Genomic DNA, 16,037 nt, shown 5'->3' on the forward strand with positions numbered 1-16,037 from the left:
CGCGTCCGTCGGCCACAGCCCCCAACCGTCAAGCATCGAGATCATGCAGGAGTCAGTCACGTGAAGAGCACCACCGAGACACTGAGCCCGACCCGGATCAAGCTCACCATCGAGGTGCCGTTCGAGGAGTTCAAGCCCAGCCTCGACGCTGCATACAAGACCATCGGCTCGCAGATCACGATTCCCGGCTTCCGCAAGGGCAAGGTCCCCGCCGCCATCGTCGACCAGCGTGTGGGTCGCACCGCGGTCCTCGACGAGGCCATCAACTCCGCTCTGCCGGGCTGGTACAGTCAGGCCCTGCAGGACACCAAGATCCAGCCGCTGAGCCAGCCCGAGATCGACCTGTCGAAGTTCCAGGACGGCGAGCCGATCGAGGTCACCGCCGAGCTCGACGTGCGCCCCGAGCTCGAGCTGCCGGACATCTCGACGATCGAGGTCACGGTCGAGGACGCCCAGGTCAGTGACGACGACGTCGAGGAGCAGCTCACCGCCCTTCGCGAGCGTTTCGCGACGTTCGCCGAGGTCGACCGCGCCGCCGCCGAGGGCGACTTCCTGACGATCGACCTGTCGGCGTCGCAGAACGGCGAGGAGATCGAGGCTGCACAGGCCGAGGGCATGCCCTACACGATCGGTCGCGCCACGATGCTCGACGGGCTCGACGAGGCCGTGACGGGTCTCAAGGCCGGCGAGAGCAAGACCTTCACGACCAAGCTGGTGGGCGGCGAGCTCGCGGGCCAGGACGTCGACGTCACGGTGACGGTCAAGGACGTCAAGGAGCAGCAGCTGCCCGAGCTCGACGAGGAGTTCGCGCAGACCGCCTCCGAGTTCGACACGATCGAAGAGCTCCGTGCCGACCTCACCGACCGCGTGACGCGCGGCAAGCGCATGGAGCAGGCCAACGAGGCCCGCGACCTGGTGCTCGACGAGATCGTCAGCAAGATCGACGCGCCCCTGCCCGAGAACCTCGTGGCCGAGGAGATCGACAGCCGCCGCCAGCAGATCGAGCAGCAGCTCGCGATGGCCGGTGTCGAGTTCCAGACCTACCTCGACGACGAGAAGCAGACCGTCGACGAGTTCGAGGCCGATCTCGAGAAGCGGGTGCGCGACTCGCTCATCGCGCAGTTCGTCCTCGACCAGATCGTCGCCAACGAGGAGTTCGGCATCGACGACGCCGAGCTGTCGCAGCACATCATGCGCCGTGCGCAGCAGTCCGGCGAGGACCCCAACGCCTACATCCAGCACATCATGGAGCACAACCACGTGCCCGAGATGGTCAGCGAGGTGCTGCGCGGCAAGGCACTCGCGTCGCTCGTCGAATCGGCCAAGGTGTCTGACAAGTCGGGCAACGTGATCGAGCTGTCCAAGCTGCGTGCCGACGGCACCTACGCCGACGAGGCCGACGACGCAGAGGCTCCCGCCGACGCGTGACGCATGCCTCCCGGCGTGGGAGTTCATTTTCGCTTCGGATACCGGCAGTATGTACCCATGCCCGGTGAACCAGCACGCACGACCGACGTCGCGGCGCTGGCTCTTGACTACAGCGACCGCCTGATCGTCGGGACCGTACGTGAGCTGCACGGCGCCGTGACGTCCCGCGTGTTCAAGGCGACCCGGGTGGTCGGCGGTCGGGTGCCCGAGTCGCTGCACGATGCCGTCGTGACGTCGGTCTACGGCGCGATCTCCGGCGTCCTGCGGGTCTCTAGCGGATCCGTCCGGGCGTTGGCGACCCGGGGCGTCGGCCGACCCATCGAGGACTCGCGCCGGGGCCGGCTCGTCGTCGCCGCCGTCAACGGCCTGATCGGGGACGAGCTGCGGATGCTCGACGATCCCCAGGCGATCACGATGGCGGTCCGTCACGAGGGTCAGGACGTCCCGGTGACCTCGTGGCCGCTCGCCGAGGTGTTCCGCGACGGCACCAGCCACCCCGTGGTGTTCCTGCACGGGCTCTGCGAGAACGACGAGTCGTGGTCCAACGCGGCCAAGGTGCACGGTACGACGTACGCCGAGCGGGTCGTCGCAGAGACCGACGGCACCCCCGTCATGGTCCGCTACAACACCGGCCTGCACATCTCCGAGAACGGCAAGCACCTCGACGCCCTGCTGCAGCGGCTCGTGGAGTCGTGGCCCGTCCCGGTCACCCGCATCACGCTCGTGGGGCACTCGATGGGTGGTCTGGTCGCCCGGGCGGCGACCAACCACGCGACGGCGTCCGGGCAGACCTGGCAGCACCTGGTGCGCGACGTGGTCTGCCTCGGGACACCTCACGGAGGCGCCAACCTCGAGAAGGTCGCGCACCTCGGCTCGCGGCTCCTGCGGTTCTGGCCCGAGTCGACACCGTTCAGCTCGATCCTCGACGCCCGGTCGGCCGGCATCGTCGACCTCCGCCACGGCTACATCACCAAGGACGAGTGGGAGGGCCAGGACCTCACCGGCCAGTGGGGTCTCGACCGCATCGCCGCTGCTCCGTTGCCCAACGCGGAGTACCACTTCGTCGCCGCGACGCTCGGCGCCTCGCAGCGCCATCCACTGAGCGCCGTGCTCGGTGACCTGTTGGTGCACTTCTCGTCGGCGACCGGCGTGGGCCGGGCCGGGCCGATCGTGGACGGTGCGACGTTCGAGTACCTCCCGAGTGCCCACCACTTCGCGCTCCTCAACCACCCCCAGGTGGGAGACTGGCTCGTCGAGTGGCTCAACTCCCGGACGCGCACCGTGCGCGCCCTGCCCGCCGCGCCGCGGCGTGCCTGACCCGCTCCCGTACCGAAAGGCCTAGCCATGGGGCAGCCCCCGCTCGAGTCGACCGTCCAGATCGCCGCGACCCCCGACCAGGTCTGGGCCGCGGTGTCGGACGTCAAGGCCATGCGCCGCCGCAGCCCCGAGCTGGTGGGCATGTGGCTGTTCGGCAGGCCGCAGGCCGGCCGCCGGGGCGTCAACCTCAACCGCCGCAAGGCGTTCGTGTGGCCCACCTTCAGCCGGGTGACCCAGTGGAAGCCGCCGGCGAACGACGACGGACGAGGCGTGTTCCGCTTCCACGTCTGGCCGACCAACGTCGACTGGTCCTACGAGATCGAGCCCGCCGACGGCGGCACGCGACTGACGGAGCGGCGTACGGCGTTGCCCGACCCGTCGCTGAGCGTACGCCTGACCGCACGGCTCGCCCTGGGCGGCGCGGAGGCGCACGACGTCGAGCTGTGCGACGGCATGGACCGTACGCTCGCCGCGATCAAGTCCGAGGTCGAGCGCTGAGCCAGCCTCAGCGGTAGAGCTCCTCGTCGATGGTGGCGAGGCGTGAGGGATGGACCCGGTCGCCGAGGCCGTAGAAGTGCTGGAAGCTCATGATGAGCGGCCGCCAGCGGTCGGGATCGATGCGATGCTCGGTGCCTGCGAGTCGGATGTCGTCGTGCACGTGGACGCGGCCCACCCGCACCTCGAACAGCAGGATCCCGTCATCGACCGGATGCTCGTCGACGACGTGCGCCTCCAGGTTGACGGGACACTCGGCGATGCGGGCTGCGTCGACGGTCCCCGCCGGGAGCGCGGTCAGGCCGGCCGCCGTGAACTTGTCCGGCTCGTACCGGTAGCCGCGGGCGGCCTTCCCCGCCGACAGGTCGCGTCGCCCGGTCGTCAGGGCGAGCCGGTCGACCGCGGTCACCAGGTCGGCCGAAGGCAGGTTGAGCACGCACCCGGGGTTGCGCCGCAGGTTGACGGCCGTCTGTGAGCCTCCGCCGATGCCCAGCACGCCGGTGCTCCCGAGCCAGAACGCCGATGACATCGGCATGATGTTGCTGGTGCCGTCCGGATTGACCGAGGTGACGAGCACGACCGGTGTGCCGAAGTAGAGGATGGCCGGGTCGATCACGGTGTGGGGGTCACGGAGGTGCGTCGAGGTGGTCACACCTCGATGCTCCGCGAGACCGGTCGTCGAGTCCGGCGGGTTTCGGACCTGGCGTTGCGGCGCGGGTCAGCGGTCGACGAGGGTGAGCTCGAAGGCGTAGAGGTCGGGCCGGTAGGCGTGACGGCCGTACTCGACGGCACGCCCGGCGTTGTCGTACGCCGTGCGCTGCATCGTCAGCAGGGGAGCGCCCTTCTTCTCACCCAGCCGGGCGGCCTCGTCGGCACCAGCTCCGCGCGCGCCGATGCGTTGCCGGGCGACGCGCATGAGGATGCCGGTCGTCCGCAGGTGCGCGTAGAGGCCGGTCTTCGCCAGGTCCACCTCGTCGAGGTCGACGACGTCGACGGGGATGAAGTTGTGCATCAGCGCCAGGGGCTGCTTGCCGACGTACCGCAGCCGCTCGAGCGACCACACGTCGTCGCCGACGCCGAGCTGGAGCTCGTGCGCGACGTCCTCCTCGGCCGGCACCTTGCCGACCGCGAGGACCTCGGTGCGTGGCTTCTGCCCGGCAGCGCTGAGGTCGTCGAACAGGCTGGTGAGCTCGACCGAGCGGCGGATCTTCCCGTGGACGACCTGGGTGCCGACACCCCGCTTGCGCACGAGCATGCCCTTGTCGACCAGCACCTGGATCGCCTGGCGCATCGTCGGCCGCGACAGGCCGAGGTCCTTGGCCAGCGCGATCTCGTTCTCGATCCGCTCGCCGGGTGCGATCTCACCGGTCAGGATCGCCTGCTCGAACTGCTCGGCCACCTGGAAGTACAGCGGGACGGGGCTCGATCGGTCGAGCGTGAACCGGGGACCTGGCATGCGGACAATGTATCCACTCATGACTGGACGTCAATATGTCAGGACAAATGGTTGACAGAGGGTGTGAGTGGCGACACACTCTTCCTTGATAGTTTGTCAGCACAAACCTGCAAAGGATCAGCATGACCTCGAGCGATCTGCGCCCGGCCGGCCCCAAGGTGGCCGGTGCCCCCATCTCGTGGGGAGTGTGTGAGGTCCCCGGCTGGGGATTCCAGCTCCCCGCCGAGCGGGTCATGGCCGAGATGGAACGGCTCGGGCTCTCCGCGACCGAGTTCGGGCCCGACGGGTTCCTCCCGGACGATCCCACGGCACGCAAGGTGTTCCTCGAGACGTACGACCTGCAGGCCGTCGGTGGCTTCCTTCCCGTCGTGCTGCACGATCCCACCCACGACCCGATGGCCGAGGTGGATGCCTTCATCGAGGTCTGCCTGGCCACCGGTGCCGGCGTCGTCGTGCTCGCCGCGGCGACCGGCGTCGACGGCTACGACGCTCGCCCGGTGCTGGACGACATCCAGTGGAAGACCTTGCTGACCAACCTCGACCGCTTGGCGGATCGCGCCGCGGAGCGGGATCTGCTCGCGGTCGTCCATCCCCACATCGGCACGCTGGTCGAGACGGCCGAGGACGTGCAGCGCGTCGTCGACGGATCCCACATCGGCTTCTGTATCGACACCGGCCACCTGGCGGCGGCTGGAGCCGATCCCGTGGCGATCACGCTGGCCAACCTCGACCGGGTCAAGCACGTCCACCTCAAGGACGTCGACACCGCGATGTCGGCCCGGGTCGTCGCCGGCGAGCTCACGTTCTCCGACGCCGTCGCCAGCGGGATGTGGCAGGTGCTCGGGGAGGGCGATGTCGACATCCGCGCCATGATCGAGGCACTCGAGGGCGCCGGCTACGACGGCTGGTACGTCCTGGAGCAGGACGTCATGTTCAAGGACGGGGAGCCCGAGGGCGAAGGTCCCATCGCCAACGTCCGTGCCAGCCTGGACTTCGTGAAGGCTGTGCTGGCGTGACCGAGCAGTTCGAGCTCATCACGATGGGGCGCGTCGGGGTCGACATCTATCCCGAGCAGGTCGGCGTGCACCTCGAGGACGTCGCCTCGTTCGCCAAGTTCCTCGGTGGCAGCTCGACCAACGTGGCGGTGGCGGCCGCACGGCTGGGCCACCGCGTCGCCACCATCACGCGTACTGGGGACGATCCGTTCGGCCGGTTCATCCACACCGCGCTGCAGGGCTTCGGCGTCGACGACCGGTGGGTGACCTCGGTCGCCGAGCTGCCCACGCCCGTGACGTTCTGCGAGATCTTCCCGCCCGACGACTTCCCGCTGTACTTCTATCGTGAGCCGAAGGCGCCTGATCTCGAGATCAGCGCCGACGAGCTCGACTACGACGCGATCCGCGCCGCCGACGTCTTCTGGGTCACCGGCACCGGGTTCTCGCAGGAGCCCAGTCGAGAGGCGCACCTTGCGGCCCTCGAGGCGCGCGGGCGGCGGGGCATCACGATCCTCGACCTCGACTACCGGCCGATGTTCTGGGAGTCGGCCGACGCGGCGACCGTGCAGATGCAAGCGGCGCTGCCGCACGTCTCGGTGGCCGTGGGCAACCGTGAGGAGTGCCAGGTCGCGATCGGCGAGACCGACCCGCAGGCCGCGGCGAAGGCGCTCCGGGCGACCGGCGTCGACCTGGCCGTGGTGAAGCAGGGCCCCGCCGGGGTCCTGGGCGTCCGCGGCGACGAGTCGGTCGTCGTGCCGCCGGTCCCGGTGGAGGTCATCAACGGCCTCGGGGCCGGAGACGCCTTCGGCGGGTCCCTCGTCCACGGGCTGCTCGCCGGCTGGGACCTTGCGACCACCCTGGCGTTCGCGAACGCCGCCGGAGCCCATGTCGCGGGACAGCTGTCCTGCGCCGATGCCATGCCCACCGCAGGCGAGGTCGCCGCGGTGCTCGAACGGGGGAAGGTCTGATGACCGCCGTGAACGCCGACAGCATTGCGAGCATCGTCGCGACGCGCGCGCTCCATCCTGAGCGGATCGCCGAGCTCGCCGCGGCCCGGCAGCAGCCGACCAGCCTGGCGGGGGAGACCGGCCGGTTGTTGCTGGTCGCCGCCGATCACCCGGCCCGCGGGGCGCTGCGGGCCGGTGACGACGCCATGGCGATGGGCGACCGGGCCGAGCTGTTGAGCCGCATGGTCCGGGCACTCGCCCGCCCTGGCGTCGACGGCGTGCTCGGCACGGCCGACGTCATCGAGGACCTGCTGCTGCTGGGCGCCCTCGAGGGCAAGGTCGTCATCGGCTCGATGAATCGCGGTGGCCTGGCCGGCACGGTCTTCGAGATCGACGACCGGTTCACCGGGTACGGCGCGGCGTCCATCGCGGCCGCGGGCTACCAGGGCGGCAAGATGCTGTTCCGCATCGACCCCGAGGACCCCGCGACCCCCGCGACGATGCAGGCGTGCGCCCACGCGGTCGACGAGCTCGCCGCGCACCACGTCATGGCGATGGTGGAGCCGTTCATCTCCCGGCGCGACGCCGAGGGACGCATCCGCAACGACCTCACGACCGAGTCCGTCATCCGATCCGCGACCGTCGCCGCCGGTCTGGCGAGCACCTCGGCATACACCTGGCTCAAGCTGCCCGTGGTGGATCACATGGACGCAGTGCTGGCGGCGACGACCCTGCCGGTCGTCCTGCTGGGCGGTGAGGTCTCGGCCGATCAGGAGGCCCAGTTCGCCGCATGGTCCAAGGCCCTCGCCAGCCCCAACGTGCGCGGCATGGTCGTCGGCCGCACCCTACTGTTCCCGCCCGACGGCGATGTCGAAGGCGCTGTCGACACGACGGTGGAGATGATGACACCGTGAACCAGGTGCTGCACTCGACCAACGGTCTCCTCGAGATCACCCCGGAGTCTGCGGGCTGGGGTCACTGCGGGCTGCGCATCGTCGACCTGTCGGCCGGGCAGAGCGAGACGATCGCCACCGGCGGGTCCGAGTACGTCGTGCTGTCGCTCAGCGGCTCGGCCGAGGTCGTCGTCGACGGCCAGGCGTACGACCTCGAGGGCCGCAGCAACGTCTTCGCGGGTCCGAGCGACGTCGTCTACGCCCCGCGAGACGCCGAGGTGACGATCACCAGCACCGGACACGGACGATTCGCCCTGGCCTCGGCCCGCTGCGACAACCGGCTCGAGCCGGCCCACCTGCCCAAGGCCGACGTGCCCGTCGAGCTGCGGGGCGCCGGCCAGTCCAGCCGGCAGGTCAACAACTTCGGCATCCCCGGCGTGCTCGAGGCCGACCGCGTCATCGCGTGCGAGGTGCTGACGCCCGGCGGCAACTGGTCGTCGTGGCCGCCGCACAAGCACGACGAGGAGCGTGAGGGGGAGACCGCGCTCGAGGAGATCTACTACTTCGAGGTCGCCGACGGGCCCAACGGACCCGGCGTCGGTTTCCAGCGGGTCTATGGCCACGACGGCGCCGACATCGACATCACCGCCGAGGTCCGCAGCGGCGACGCCGTGCTGATCCCGCACGGCTGGCACGGCCCGTCGATCGCCGCCCCCGGCTACGACCTCTACTACCTCAACGTCATGGCCGGACCCGGCGCCGAGCGAGCCTGGCTGATCTGTGACGACCCAGCGCACACCTGGGTCCGCGACACGTGGGCCGACCAGCCCGTCGACCCGCGGCTGCCGTTCGGAGGGGAGAAAGCATGACCGTACGTCTGACGGTGGCGCAGGCCCTCGTGCGCTTCCTGGAGGTGCAGCACGTCGAGCGCGACGGGGTCGAGAACGCGTTCTTCACCGGCTGCTGGGGCATCTTCGGTCACGGCAACGTCGCCGGCGTGGGCCAGGCGCTCCTCGAGCGCGAGGTCGCCGGTGACCCGTCGCACCTGCGCTATCTCCAGGGCCGCAACGAGCAGGCCATGGTGCATGCCGCGGTGGCGTACGCCCGCCAGCGTGACCGGCTCGCCACGATGGCGGTGACCGCCTCGGTCGGCCCCGGTGCCACCAACATGGTCACCGGTGCGGCGCTCGCCACGATCAACCGGTTGCCGGTGCTGCTGCTGCCCGGCGACACGTTCGCGACCAAGGTCGCCAACCCGGTGCTCCAGGAGCTGGAGGACCCCGCCAACGGCGACATCTCCGTCAACGACGCGTTCCGTCCGGTGTCGGCGTACTTCGACCGCGTGCACCGCCCCGAGCAGCTCGCGCCGGCCCTGCTGCACGCCATGCGGGTGCTGACCGACCCCGCCGCGACAGGAGCCGTGACCCTCGCGCTGCCCCAGGACGTCCAGGCCGAGGCCTGGGACTGGCCCGACGAGCTGTTCGCCCGCCGGGTCTGGCACATCGCCCGTCCGGTGCCCGAGCCTGCGGCGCTGGATCGCGCCGTCGCCGCCATCCGCTCCGCGCGCAAGCCGCTGATCGTGGCCGGCGGCGGAGTGACCTACAGCCGCGCCAACGATGCGCTGCGCGAGCTCGCTGAGGCGACCGGCATCCCCGTCGCCGAGACCCAGGCCGGCAAGGGCGCCCTGGCCTACGACCACCCCCGGTCGGTCGGCGCGATCGGTGCCACCGGGACGACGGCAGCCAACGCCCTCGCCGCCGAGGCGGACGTCGTGATCGGCGTCGGCACCCGCTACAGCGACTTCACGACCGCGTCCCACACGGTGTTCGCGGCCGACGACGTCCGCTTCGTCAACCTCAACGTCTCGGCCTTCGACACCCACAAGCTGTCCGCGACGCCGCTCGTGGCAGACGCCCGCGAGGGCCTGCGTGCCCTGGCAGTCGAGCTCGAGGGCTGGACGGCCGATGCGGACCTCACGGCCCGGGCGACGCAGCTCGCCGGTGAGTGGGACGCGACGGTCCAGGCCGCGTACGACCGGGACAACCAACCCCTGCCGGCCCAGTCGCAGGTCATCGGCGCGGTCAACGAGCTCTCGGGTCCGCGCGACGTCGTGCTGTGTGCCGCGGGCTCGATGCCCGGAGACCTGCACAAGTTGTGGCGCACGCGCGACCGCAAGGGCTACCACGTGGAGTACGGCTACTCCTGCATGGGCTACGAGATCGCCGGAGGCCTCGGCGTCAAGCTCGCCGCCCTCGACGAGGAGGCCCTGTTCGACGAGGCCGCGCGCGACGTGTTCGTGATGGTCGGCGACGGGTCCTACCTGATGATGAACACCGAGCTCGTGACCGCGGTCGCCGAAGGCGTCAAGATCATCGTCGTGCTCGTGCAGAACCACGGCTTCGCCTCCATCGGTGCCCTCTCGGAGTCGCTGGGGTCCCAGCGGTTCGGCACGCAGTACCGCTACCGCACCGACACCGGCCTCGACGGCGATCGGCTGCCGGTCGACCTCGCCGCCAATGCCGCGAGTCTCGGCGCCGACGTGCTCTCGGCGACCGGCATCGAGGACTTCCGCGCGGCGCTCCTCAAGGCCAAGCAGTCCACGCGGACCACCGTGATCCACGTCGAGACCGACCCGCTGGTCCCCGCTCCGGACAGTCCGGCATGGTGGGACGTCCCGGTGGCCGAGATCTCCGCACTGGAGTCGACCCAGCAGGCCCGCACGGCGTACGACGACCATAAGACCCGCCAGCGCAGCCACCTCGCGCCGGCCCCCGACCACGAGAAGGACGAGGCATGACGACGTACGACCACTGGATCGCCGGAGCGAGCGTCACGGGCCGGAGCGACCGGTTCGCCGACGTGTACGACCCGGCTGTCGGCACGCCGCAGTCGCGGGTGCGCCTGGCGACTGCCGGCGACGTCGACGCGGCGGTGCAGGCCGCCGCGAAGGCGTACGAGACGTGGGGCGACTCGTCGGTGACGGCGCGCTCCCGCATCATGTTCGACTTCCGTCAGCTGCTGGTCGAGCACGAGGACGAGCTGGCCGCGATCATCTCCTCCGAGCACGGCAAGACGCTCGACGACGCCAAGGGCGAGGTCGTCCGCGGCCGCGAGGTCGTCGAGTTCGCCGCGGGCATCCCGCAGCTGCTCAAGGGCGAGTTCAACGACCAGGTCTCGGCGGGCGTCGACTCGCACACGTTCCGCCAGTCGCTCGGCGTCGTCGCGGGCATCACCCCGTTCAACTTCCCGATCATGGTCCCGCTGTGGATGCACCCGGTCGCGATCGCATGCGGCAACACCTTCATCCTCAAGCCCTCCGAGCGCGATCCGGGCGCGTCGCAGATGGTCGCCGAGCTCTATCAGAAGGCGGGCCTGCCTGACGGTGTGTTCAACGTCGTCCACGGCGACAAGGTCGCGGTCGACGCGATCCTCGAGCACCCGGGCATCAGGGCCGTGTCGTTCGTCGGGTCGACGCCGATCGCCCAGTACGTCCACGAGAACGCCTCGCGCACGGGCAAGCGGGTGCAGGCCCTCGGCGGAGCCAAGAACCACGCCGTCGTGATGCCCGACGCCGACCTGGACTTCGCGGCCGACCACATCGTCGCGGCAGGCTACGGCTCGGCAGGGCAGCGGTGCATGGCGATCAGCGCCGTCGTCGCGGTCGGCCCGGCCGCCGACACGCTCGTCGACAAGATCCGCGAGCGGTCCGTCGGGCTCAAGGTGGGCGTCGGCACCGATCCTGACGCCGAGATGGGCCCCGTCGTGACGGCCGCCTCCCGCGACCGGGTCGTCGACTACATCGGTCAGGGTGAGCTCGCCGGCGCCAAGGTCGTCGTCGACGGCCGCGACCTGGTCGTCGAGGGGCACGAGAACGGCTTCTTCGTCGGCCCCACCCTGCTCGACCAGGTCACCACCGACATGTCGGTCTACACCGACGAGATCTTCGGACCCGTGCTCACCGTGCTGCGGGTTCCGACGCTGGACGCTGCCATCGAGCTCATCAACTCGAACCCGTACGGCAACGGCACAGCGGTGTTCACTTCCTCGGGCGAGGTGGCACGAACCTTCCAACGGAGGGTTCATGTGGGCATGATCGGCATCAACGTGCCGGTCCCCGTCCCGATGGCCTTCCACTCCTTCGGGGGCTGGAAGGACTCACTGTTCGGCGACCACCACATCCACGGTCCCGAAGGAGTGAGGTTCAACACCCAGGCAAAGGTGGTCACCACCCGGTGGCCACACGTCGACGAGGACTCCCTCGCGCAGCTGAACTTCCCGACGGCACACTGATCCCGAACCCTCAACGGCGACGGGCTCCCGAAAGAGAAGGAACACCATCACATGAAGAAGATCAAGATCATCGGCGCCATGGCGGCCGCCGGCGTCCTGCTGGCCGCGTGCAGTGGCACCGGCAAGGACGAAGGAACCGAGGAGACCGCCAACAAGGACTACACCTACGCGGTCGTCACCCACGGCTCGCCCGGCGACGCCTTCTGGGACCGGGTCAAGTCCGGTGCGGAGCAGGCCGGCAAGGACTACGGCGTCAAGGTCGAGTACAGCTCGGACGGCGACCCGGCCAAGCAGTCGCAGCTGATCGACGGCGCGGTCGCCGACAAGGTCGACGGCATCGTCGTGTCGATGGCCAACCCCGACGGCATCGAGGACAGCGTCAAGAAGGCCGTTGCCGCAGGCATCCCGGTCATCTCGATCAACTCCGGCGTCGACAAGTTCAAGGACTTCGGCGCGATCACCCACATCGGCCAGACCGAGACGATCGCCGGCGAGGCCGTCGGCGAGCGGCTCAAGGGTGAGGGCCTGAAGAACGCGATCTGCGTCATCCAGGAAGCCGGCAACATCGGCCTCGAGGAGCGTTGCGCCGCGGTCGCCAAGACCTTCGGCGGCAAGGTCGAGAACCTGCAGGTCGACGGCACCGATGACGCCGCCGTCCAGTCGACGATCACGTCGAAGCTCCAGTCGGAGAAGGACATCGACACCGTCCTGACCCTCGGTGGCCAGTATGCGATCGACGCCGTCGGCGCCGTCAAGGACTCCGGCAGCAGCGCGAAGATCGCGACGTTCGACCTCTCCGAGGACGTCCTCAAGGCCATCCAGGACGACACGATCCTGTTCGCGGTCGACCAGCAGCCGTACGTCCAGGGCTTCCTGGGCGTCAGCGGTCTCTACCTGAAGTCGATCAACGGCAACGACATCGGTGGCGGACAGCCGATCAACTCCGGACCGGCCTTCATCACGAAGGACAACGCGGCAGCGGTCGAGAAGTTCGCCAAGAACGGAACACGCTGAGCTGACCGGGGGCCCGGCACCTGCCGGGCCCCCGGGCCTCACCCTCATCCATACGCAGGCTCGACGAGCACCTGGGCGTCGAGGAACGGAGCCATCATGACCACCGCAACGTTGGACGACGAGCGCGTCGCGCGTACGTCGACCCTCACCACGCTCTTGAAACGCCCGGAGATCGGGGCGCTCGTCGCAGCCATCGTGATCTTCGTGTTCTTCGCCGTCACCACGAACACCTTCGCCACCGGCAGCGGCGCCAGCACCTGGCTGCGGGGCGCCTCGACGATCGGCATCATGGCCGTCGCCGTGGCCCTGCTCATGATCGGCGGGGAGTTCGACCTGTCCGCCGGCGCCATGACCGGCTTCACCGGGCTCGTCGTCGGTGTCCTCACGACCGAGTACGGCCTCAACATCTGGGCCGCCATCCTCGTGTCGCTCGCGCTGGCCCTGGGCATCGGCGCGATCAACGGCATCCTCGTGATGAAGACGGGACTCCCGAGCTTCATCGTCACCCTCGGCACGTTCTTCGTCCTGCAGGGCATCGACCTCGCCGGCACCAAGGCCCTGATCGGCCAGGTCGCGATCCAGGGCATGACGAACGTGCCCTACTACGACCAGGCCAAGAAGGTCTTCGGCTCCTCGATCGACATCAACGGCACCGGTGCCGGCGGGCAGATCTACGCGTCGGTGTTCTGGTGGATCGGCGTCACGCTCGTGGCGACCTGGGTCCTGCTGCGCACGCGGACCGGCAACTGGATCTTCGCCGTCGGCGGGGCGCAGGTCTCGTCGCGCCAGGTCGGCGTGCCGGTGTTCAAGGCCAAGGTCGGCTTGTTCATGACGACCGCCGCCGCAGGCTGGCTCGTCGGCATGCTGCTGATCTTCACGACGTCGACGGTGCAGAGCAACACCGGCGTCGGCCAGGAGTTCATCTACATCATCTGCGCCGTGGTCGGTGGCTGCCTGCTGACGGGCGGCTACGGCTCGGCGATCGGTGCCGCCCTCGGCGCGCTGATCTACGGCATGGTCAACCAGGGCATCGTCTACTCGGGCTGGGACAACAACTGGCTCAAGGCCTTCCTCGGGGTCATGCTCCTGGGAGCGGTGCTCCTCAACGAATGGGTTCGCAAACGGGCGGAGGCGGCAAAATGAGCGACAACGACGAGACCGTGGAGGCGGCTTCCCCCGTCACGGCGGCCTACACCCCACCGCCGCGCGGCACCGCGATCATCGAGGTGCGCGACATCGGCAAGCGCTACGGCAACATCATCGCGCTGAGCGACGTGACGACCCAGGTCCGTGCCGGCGAGGTGACGTGCGTGCTGGGCGACAACGGTGCCGGCAAGTCGACCTTCATCAAGATCCTGGCGGGTGCGCACGAGCACACCGACGGCCAGCTCCTGATCGACGGCGAGGAGCAGCAGCTCTCGAGCCCGCGTGAGGCGCTCGAGCTCGGCATCGCGACGGTCTATCAAGACCTTGCCGTCGTTCCGTTGATGCCGGTGTGGCGCAACTTCTTCCTCGGCAGCGAGATCAGCAAGGGCGTCGGTCCGTTCAAGAAGCTCGACATCGAGTTCATGAAGAAGACCACGAAGTCCGAGCTCTCCGCGATGGGCATCGACCTGCGTGACGTCGAGCAGCCGATCGGCACGCTCTCCGGCGGCGAGCGGCAGTGCGTCGCGATCGCCCGTGCGGTCTACTTCGGTGCCCGCGTGCTGATCCTCGACGAGCCCACCGCGGCCCTCGGCGTCAAGCAGTCCGGCGTGGTGCTGAAGTACATCGCCAAGGCGCGCGAGCGCGGTCTCGGCGTCGTCTTCATCACCCACAACCCGCATCACGCCTATCCCGTGGGCGACCGGTTCATGCTGCTGCGCCGCGGCAAGAGCATGGGCGACTTCCCGAAGTCGGAGCTCTCGCTCGAGGACCTGACCTCGATGATGGCCGGCGGGGAGGAGCTGGCGTCGCTCGCGCACGAGATCGAGGAGACGATGGGTGCCGACTCGACGATCGCGCAGGACATGAAGGCAGACGTCACGTGACGGCCGAGCTCCGCGTCGGGATCGTCGGCCTGGGCTGGATGGGCCAGGTCCACGCCCGGGCGCTGAGCCGGCTGCTGCAGCACTATCCCGACAGCCCGCTGCGGCCACGCCTCGTGGCCGTGGCCGACCCGGCTGACGACGACCGACTGGCAAGGTCGGTCGCTGCGTTCGGGTTCGAGGAACAGCTCTCTGACTGGACCGAGCTCGTAGGTCGGGCAGACCTCGACCTCGTGTGCGTCACCGGCCCCAACTTCATCCATCGTGATGTCGCGGTCGCCGCGGCGCAGGCCGGCAAGCACCTGTGGGTCGAGAAGCCCGCCGGTCGCGACGCCGGGGAGACGGCCGAGATCGCCGCCGCCGTGGAGACGGCCGGCGTCCAGACGGCCGCCGGGTTCAACTACCGCAACGCACCGGCCGTCGAGCTGGCGCGCGAGCTCATCGCCTCGGGCCGGCTCGGGACGATCGAGCACACGTTCGTCCGCTTCGTGTCCGACTACGCCGCCCACCCCGACGGCGCCTTGTCATGGCGCTTCCAGAACGCCTTCTCCGGCAGCGGTGTGCTGGGCGACCTGGTGAGCCACGCCGCCGACCTCGTTCGGCACGTGGTGGCCGACATCGACGAGCTCATCGCCGACCGGGCAACGTTCATCCCGCAGCGACCCGAGGCGCGTCCCGGAGCGATGCACTACGAGCGCGGCTCCGGCGCGATGGGACCTGTCGAGAACGAGGACTACGTCTCGGCCCTCCTGCGCCTGGACGACGGGTCCCGCGGCATCCTCGAGGCGAGCCGCGCCGCGGTCGGGGAGCAGAACACGTACGGCATCGAGGTGCACGGCACGACCGGGGCCCTGAAGTGGGACTTCCGGCGGATGAACGAGCTGCAGGTCTGTGTCGACCAGGACTACCACGACGCGTTCTACGCGACGCGCTACGCGGCCCCGGGCGACGGCGAGCTCGCCGCGTTCCAGCCCGGGGCCAACAACCCGATGGGGTTCGACGACCTCAAGGTCATCGAGGCCCGACGGCTCGTGCAGTCGATCGCCGACGGCAAGCCGCACGGCGCCACCATCCATGACGCGCTGGTCGCAGCGCGCACCGTCGACGCGATGATCGTGTCGGCCGACGAACGAAAGTGGGTCTCCCTGTGAACGAGCGCCAGCGAGAGAACGATC

The 16,037-nt window shown here is 69.4% G+C and carries 15 protein-coding genes; 13 read left to right on the forward strand and 2 right to left on the reverse strand.

Annotation, left to right across the window (positions count from 1 at the left end):
- The first annotated feature begins 60 nt into the window (after positions 1–60).
- Genes tig through AB0N22_RS01660 form a run of 3 tightly spaced genes read left to right on the forward strand, consistent with a single transcriptional unit; the run spans position 61 to position 3,243 of the window.
- Positions 61–1,428, forward strand: coding sequence for a trigger factor (gene tig, locus AB0N22_RS01650; RefSeq protein ID WP_364635176.1), 1,368 nt, complete (start codon positions 61–63; stop codon positions 1,426–1,428).
- 57 nt (positions 1,429–1,485) lie between these two features.
- A complete protein-coding gene (locus AB0N22_RS01655; RefSeq protein ID WP_364635179.1) occupies positions 1,486–2,745 on the forward strand; it encodes an alpha/beta hydrolase in 1,260 nt (419 codons plus the stop codon).
- A 27-nt stretch (positions 2,746–2,772) separates the two neighbouring features.
- Entirely contained in the window at positions 2,773–3,243 is a 471-nt protein-coding gene (locus tag AB0N22_RS01660; RefSeq protein ID WP_364635182.1) for an SRPBCC family protein, read from the forward strand.
- A gap of 7 nt (positions 3,244–3,250) precedes the next feature.
- On the opposite strand, the gene AB0N22_RS01665 is transcribed toward AB0N22_RS01660, so the two are convergent.
- Entirely contained in the window at positions 3,251–3,892 is a 642-nt protein-coding gene (locus AB0N22_RS01665) for a flavin reductase family protein (RefSeq protein WP_364635185.1), read from the reverse strand.
- A 66-nt stretch (positions 3,893–3,958) separates the two neighbouring features.
- The gene (locus tag AB0N22_RS01670) at positions 3,959–4,696 is read right to left on the reverse strand and encodes a GntR family transcriptional regulator (RefSeq protein WP_364635188.1); all 738 of its coding nucleotides are present in this window, start codon (positions 4,694–4,696) and stop codon (positions 3,959–3,961) included.
- A 122-nt stretch (positions 4,697–4,818) separates the two neighbouring features.
- On the opposite strand from AB0N22_RS01670, the gene AB0N22_RS01675 reads away from it, so the two are divergent.
- The 10 genes from AB0N22_RS01675 to AB0N22_RS01720 all read left to right on the forward strand — a co-directional run bounded on the left by AB0N22_RS01675 (position 4,819) and on the right by AB0N22_RS01720 (position 16,013).
- Positions 4,819–5,712, forward strand: a complete 894-nt coding sequence (locus AB0N22_RS01675) for a TIM barrel protein (RefSeq protein ID WP_364635191.1) — start codon at positions 4,819–4,821, stop codon at positions 5,710–5,712.
- Positions 5,709–6,659 (forward strand): 5-dehydro-2-deoxygluconokinase, encoded by a 951-nt coding sequence (gene iolC, locus AB0N22_RS01680; RefSeq protein ID WP_364635194.1) that lies wholly within the window; start codon positions 5,709–5,711, stop codon positions 6,657–6,659. The genes AB0N22_RS01675 and iolC overlap by 4 nt, the downstream gene beginning before the upstream one ends.
- Entirely contained in the window at positions 6,659–7,552 is an 894-nt protein-coding gene (locus AB0N22_RS01685; protein WP_364635197.1) for an aldolase, read from the forward strand. The genes iolC and AB0N22_RS01685 overlap by 1 nt, the downstream gene beginning before the upstream one ends.
- On the forward strand, positions 7,549–8,400 hold the full coding sequence (gene iolB, locus AB0N22_RS01690) for a 5-deoxy-glucuronate isomerase (RefSeq protein ID WP_364635200.1): 852 nt from the start codon (positions 7,549–7,551) through the stop codon (positions 8,398–8,400). The genes AB0N22_RS01685 and iolB overlap by 4 nt, the downstream gene beginning before the upstream one ends.
- The gene (gene iolD / locus AB0N22_RS01695) at positions 8,397–10,328 is read left to right on the forward strand and encodes a 3D-(3,5/4)-trihydroxycyclohexane-1,2-dione acylhydrolase (decyclizing) (RefSeq protein ID WP_364635203.1); all 1,932 of its coding nucleotides are present in this window, start codon (positions 8,397–8,399) and stop codon (positions 10,326–10,328) included. Before iolB ends, iolD begins: the two co-directional genes overlap by 4 nt.
- On the forward strand, positions 10,325–11,821 hold the full coding sequence (locus AB0N22_RS01700) for a CoA-acylating methylmalonate-semialdehyde dehydrogenase (RefSeq protein WP_364635206.1): 1,497 nt from the start codon (positions 10,325–10,327) through the stop codon (positions 11,819–11,821). Before iolD ends, AB0N22_RS01700 begins: the two co-directional genes overlap by 4 nt.
- Positions 11,822–11,872: 51 nt before the next feature.
- Positions 11,873–12,835 (forward strand): sugar ABC transporter substrate-binding protein, encoded by a 963-nt coding sequence (locus AB0N22_RS01705; RefSeq protein ID WP_364635209.1) that lies wholly within the window; start codon positions 11,873–11,875, stop codon positions 12,833–12,835.
- Positions 12,836–12,931: 96 nt separating this feature from the next.
- Entirely contained in the window at positions 12,932–13,978 is a 1,047-nt protein-coding gene (locus AB0N22_RS01710; protein WP_364635212.1) for an ABC transporter permease, read from the forward strand.
- Positions 13,975–14,865 carry an ATP-binding cassette domain-containing protein gene (locus AB0N22_RS01715; RefSeq protein WP_364635215.1) on the forward strand — a complete coding sequence of 297 codons (891 nt, stop codon included), beginning with the start codon at positions 13,975–13,977 and terminating at the stop codon, positions 14,863–14,865. Before AB0N22_RS01710 ends, AB0N22_RS01715 begins: the two co-directional genes overlap by 4 nt.
- Positions 14,862–16,013: a Gfo/Idh/MocA family oxidoreductase gene (locus AB0N22_RS01720; protein WP_364635218.1), complete on the forward strand. Its 1,152-nt coding sequence runs from the start codon at positions 14,862–14,864 to the stop codon at positions 16,011–16,013. Before AB0N22_RS01715 ends, AB0N22_RS01720 begins: the two co-directional genes overlap by 4 nt.
- Positions 16,014–16,037 lie beyond the last annotated feature (24 nt).

The sequence above is a fragment of the Aeromicrobium sp. NPDC092404 genome (assembly GCF_040684095.1).
Lineage (GTDB): Bacteria > Actinomycetota > Actinomycetes > Propionibacteriales > Nocardioidaceae > Aeromicrobium.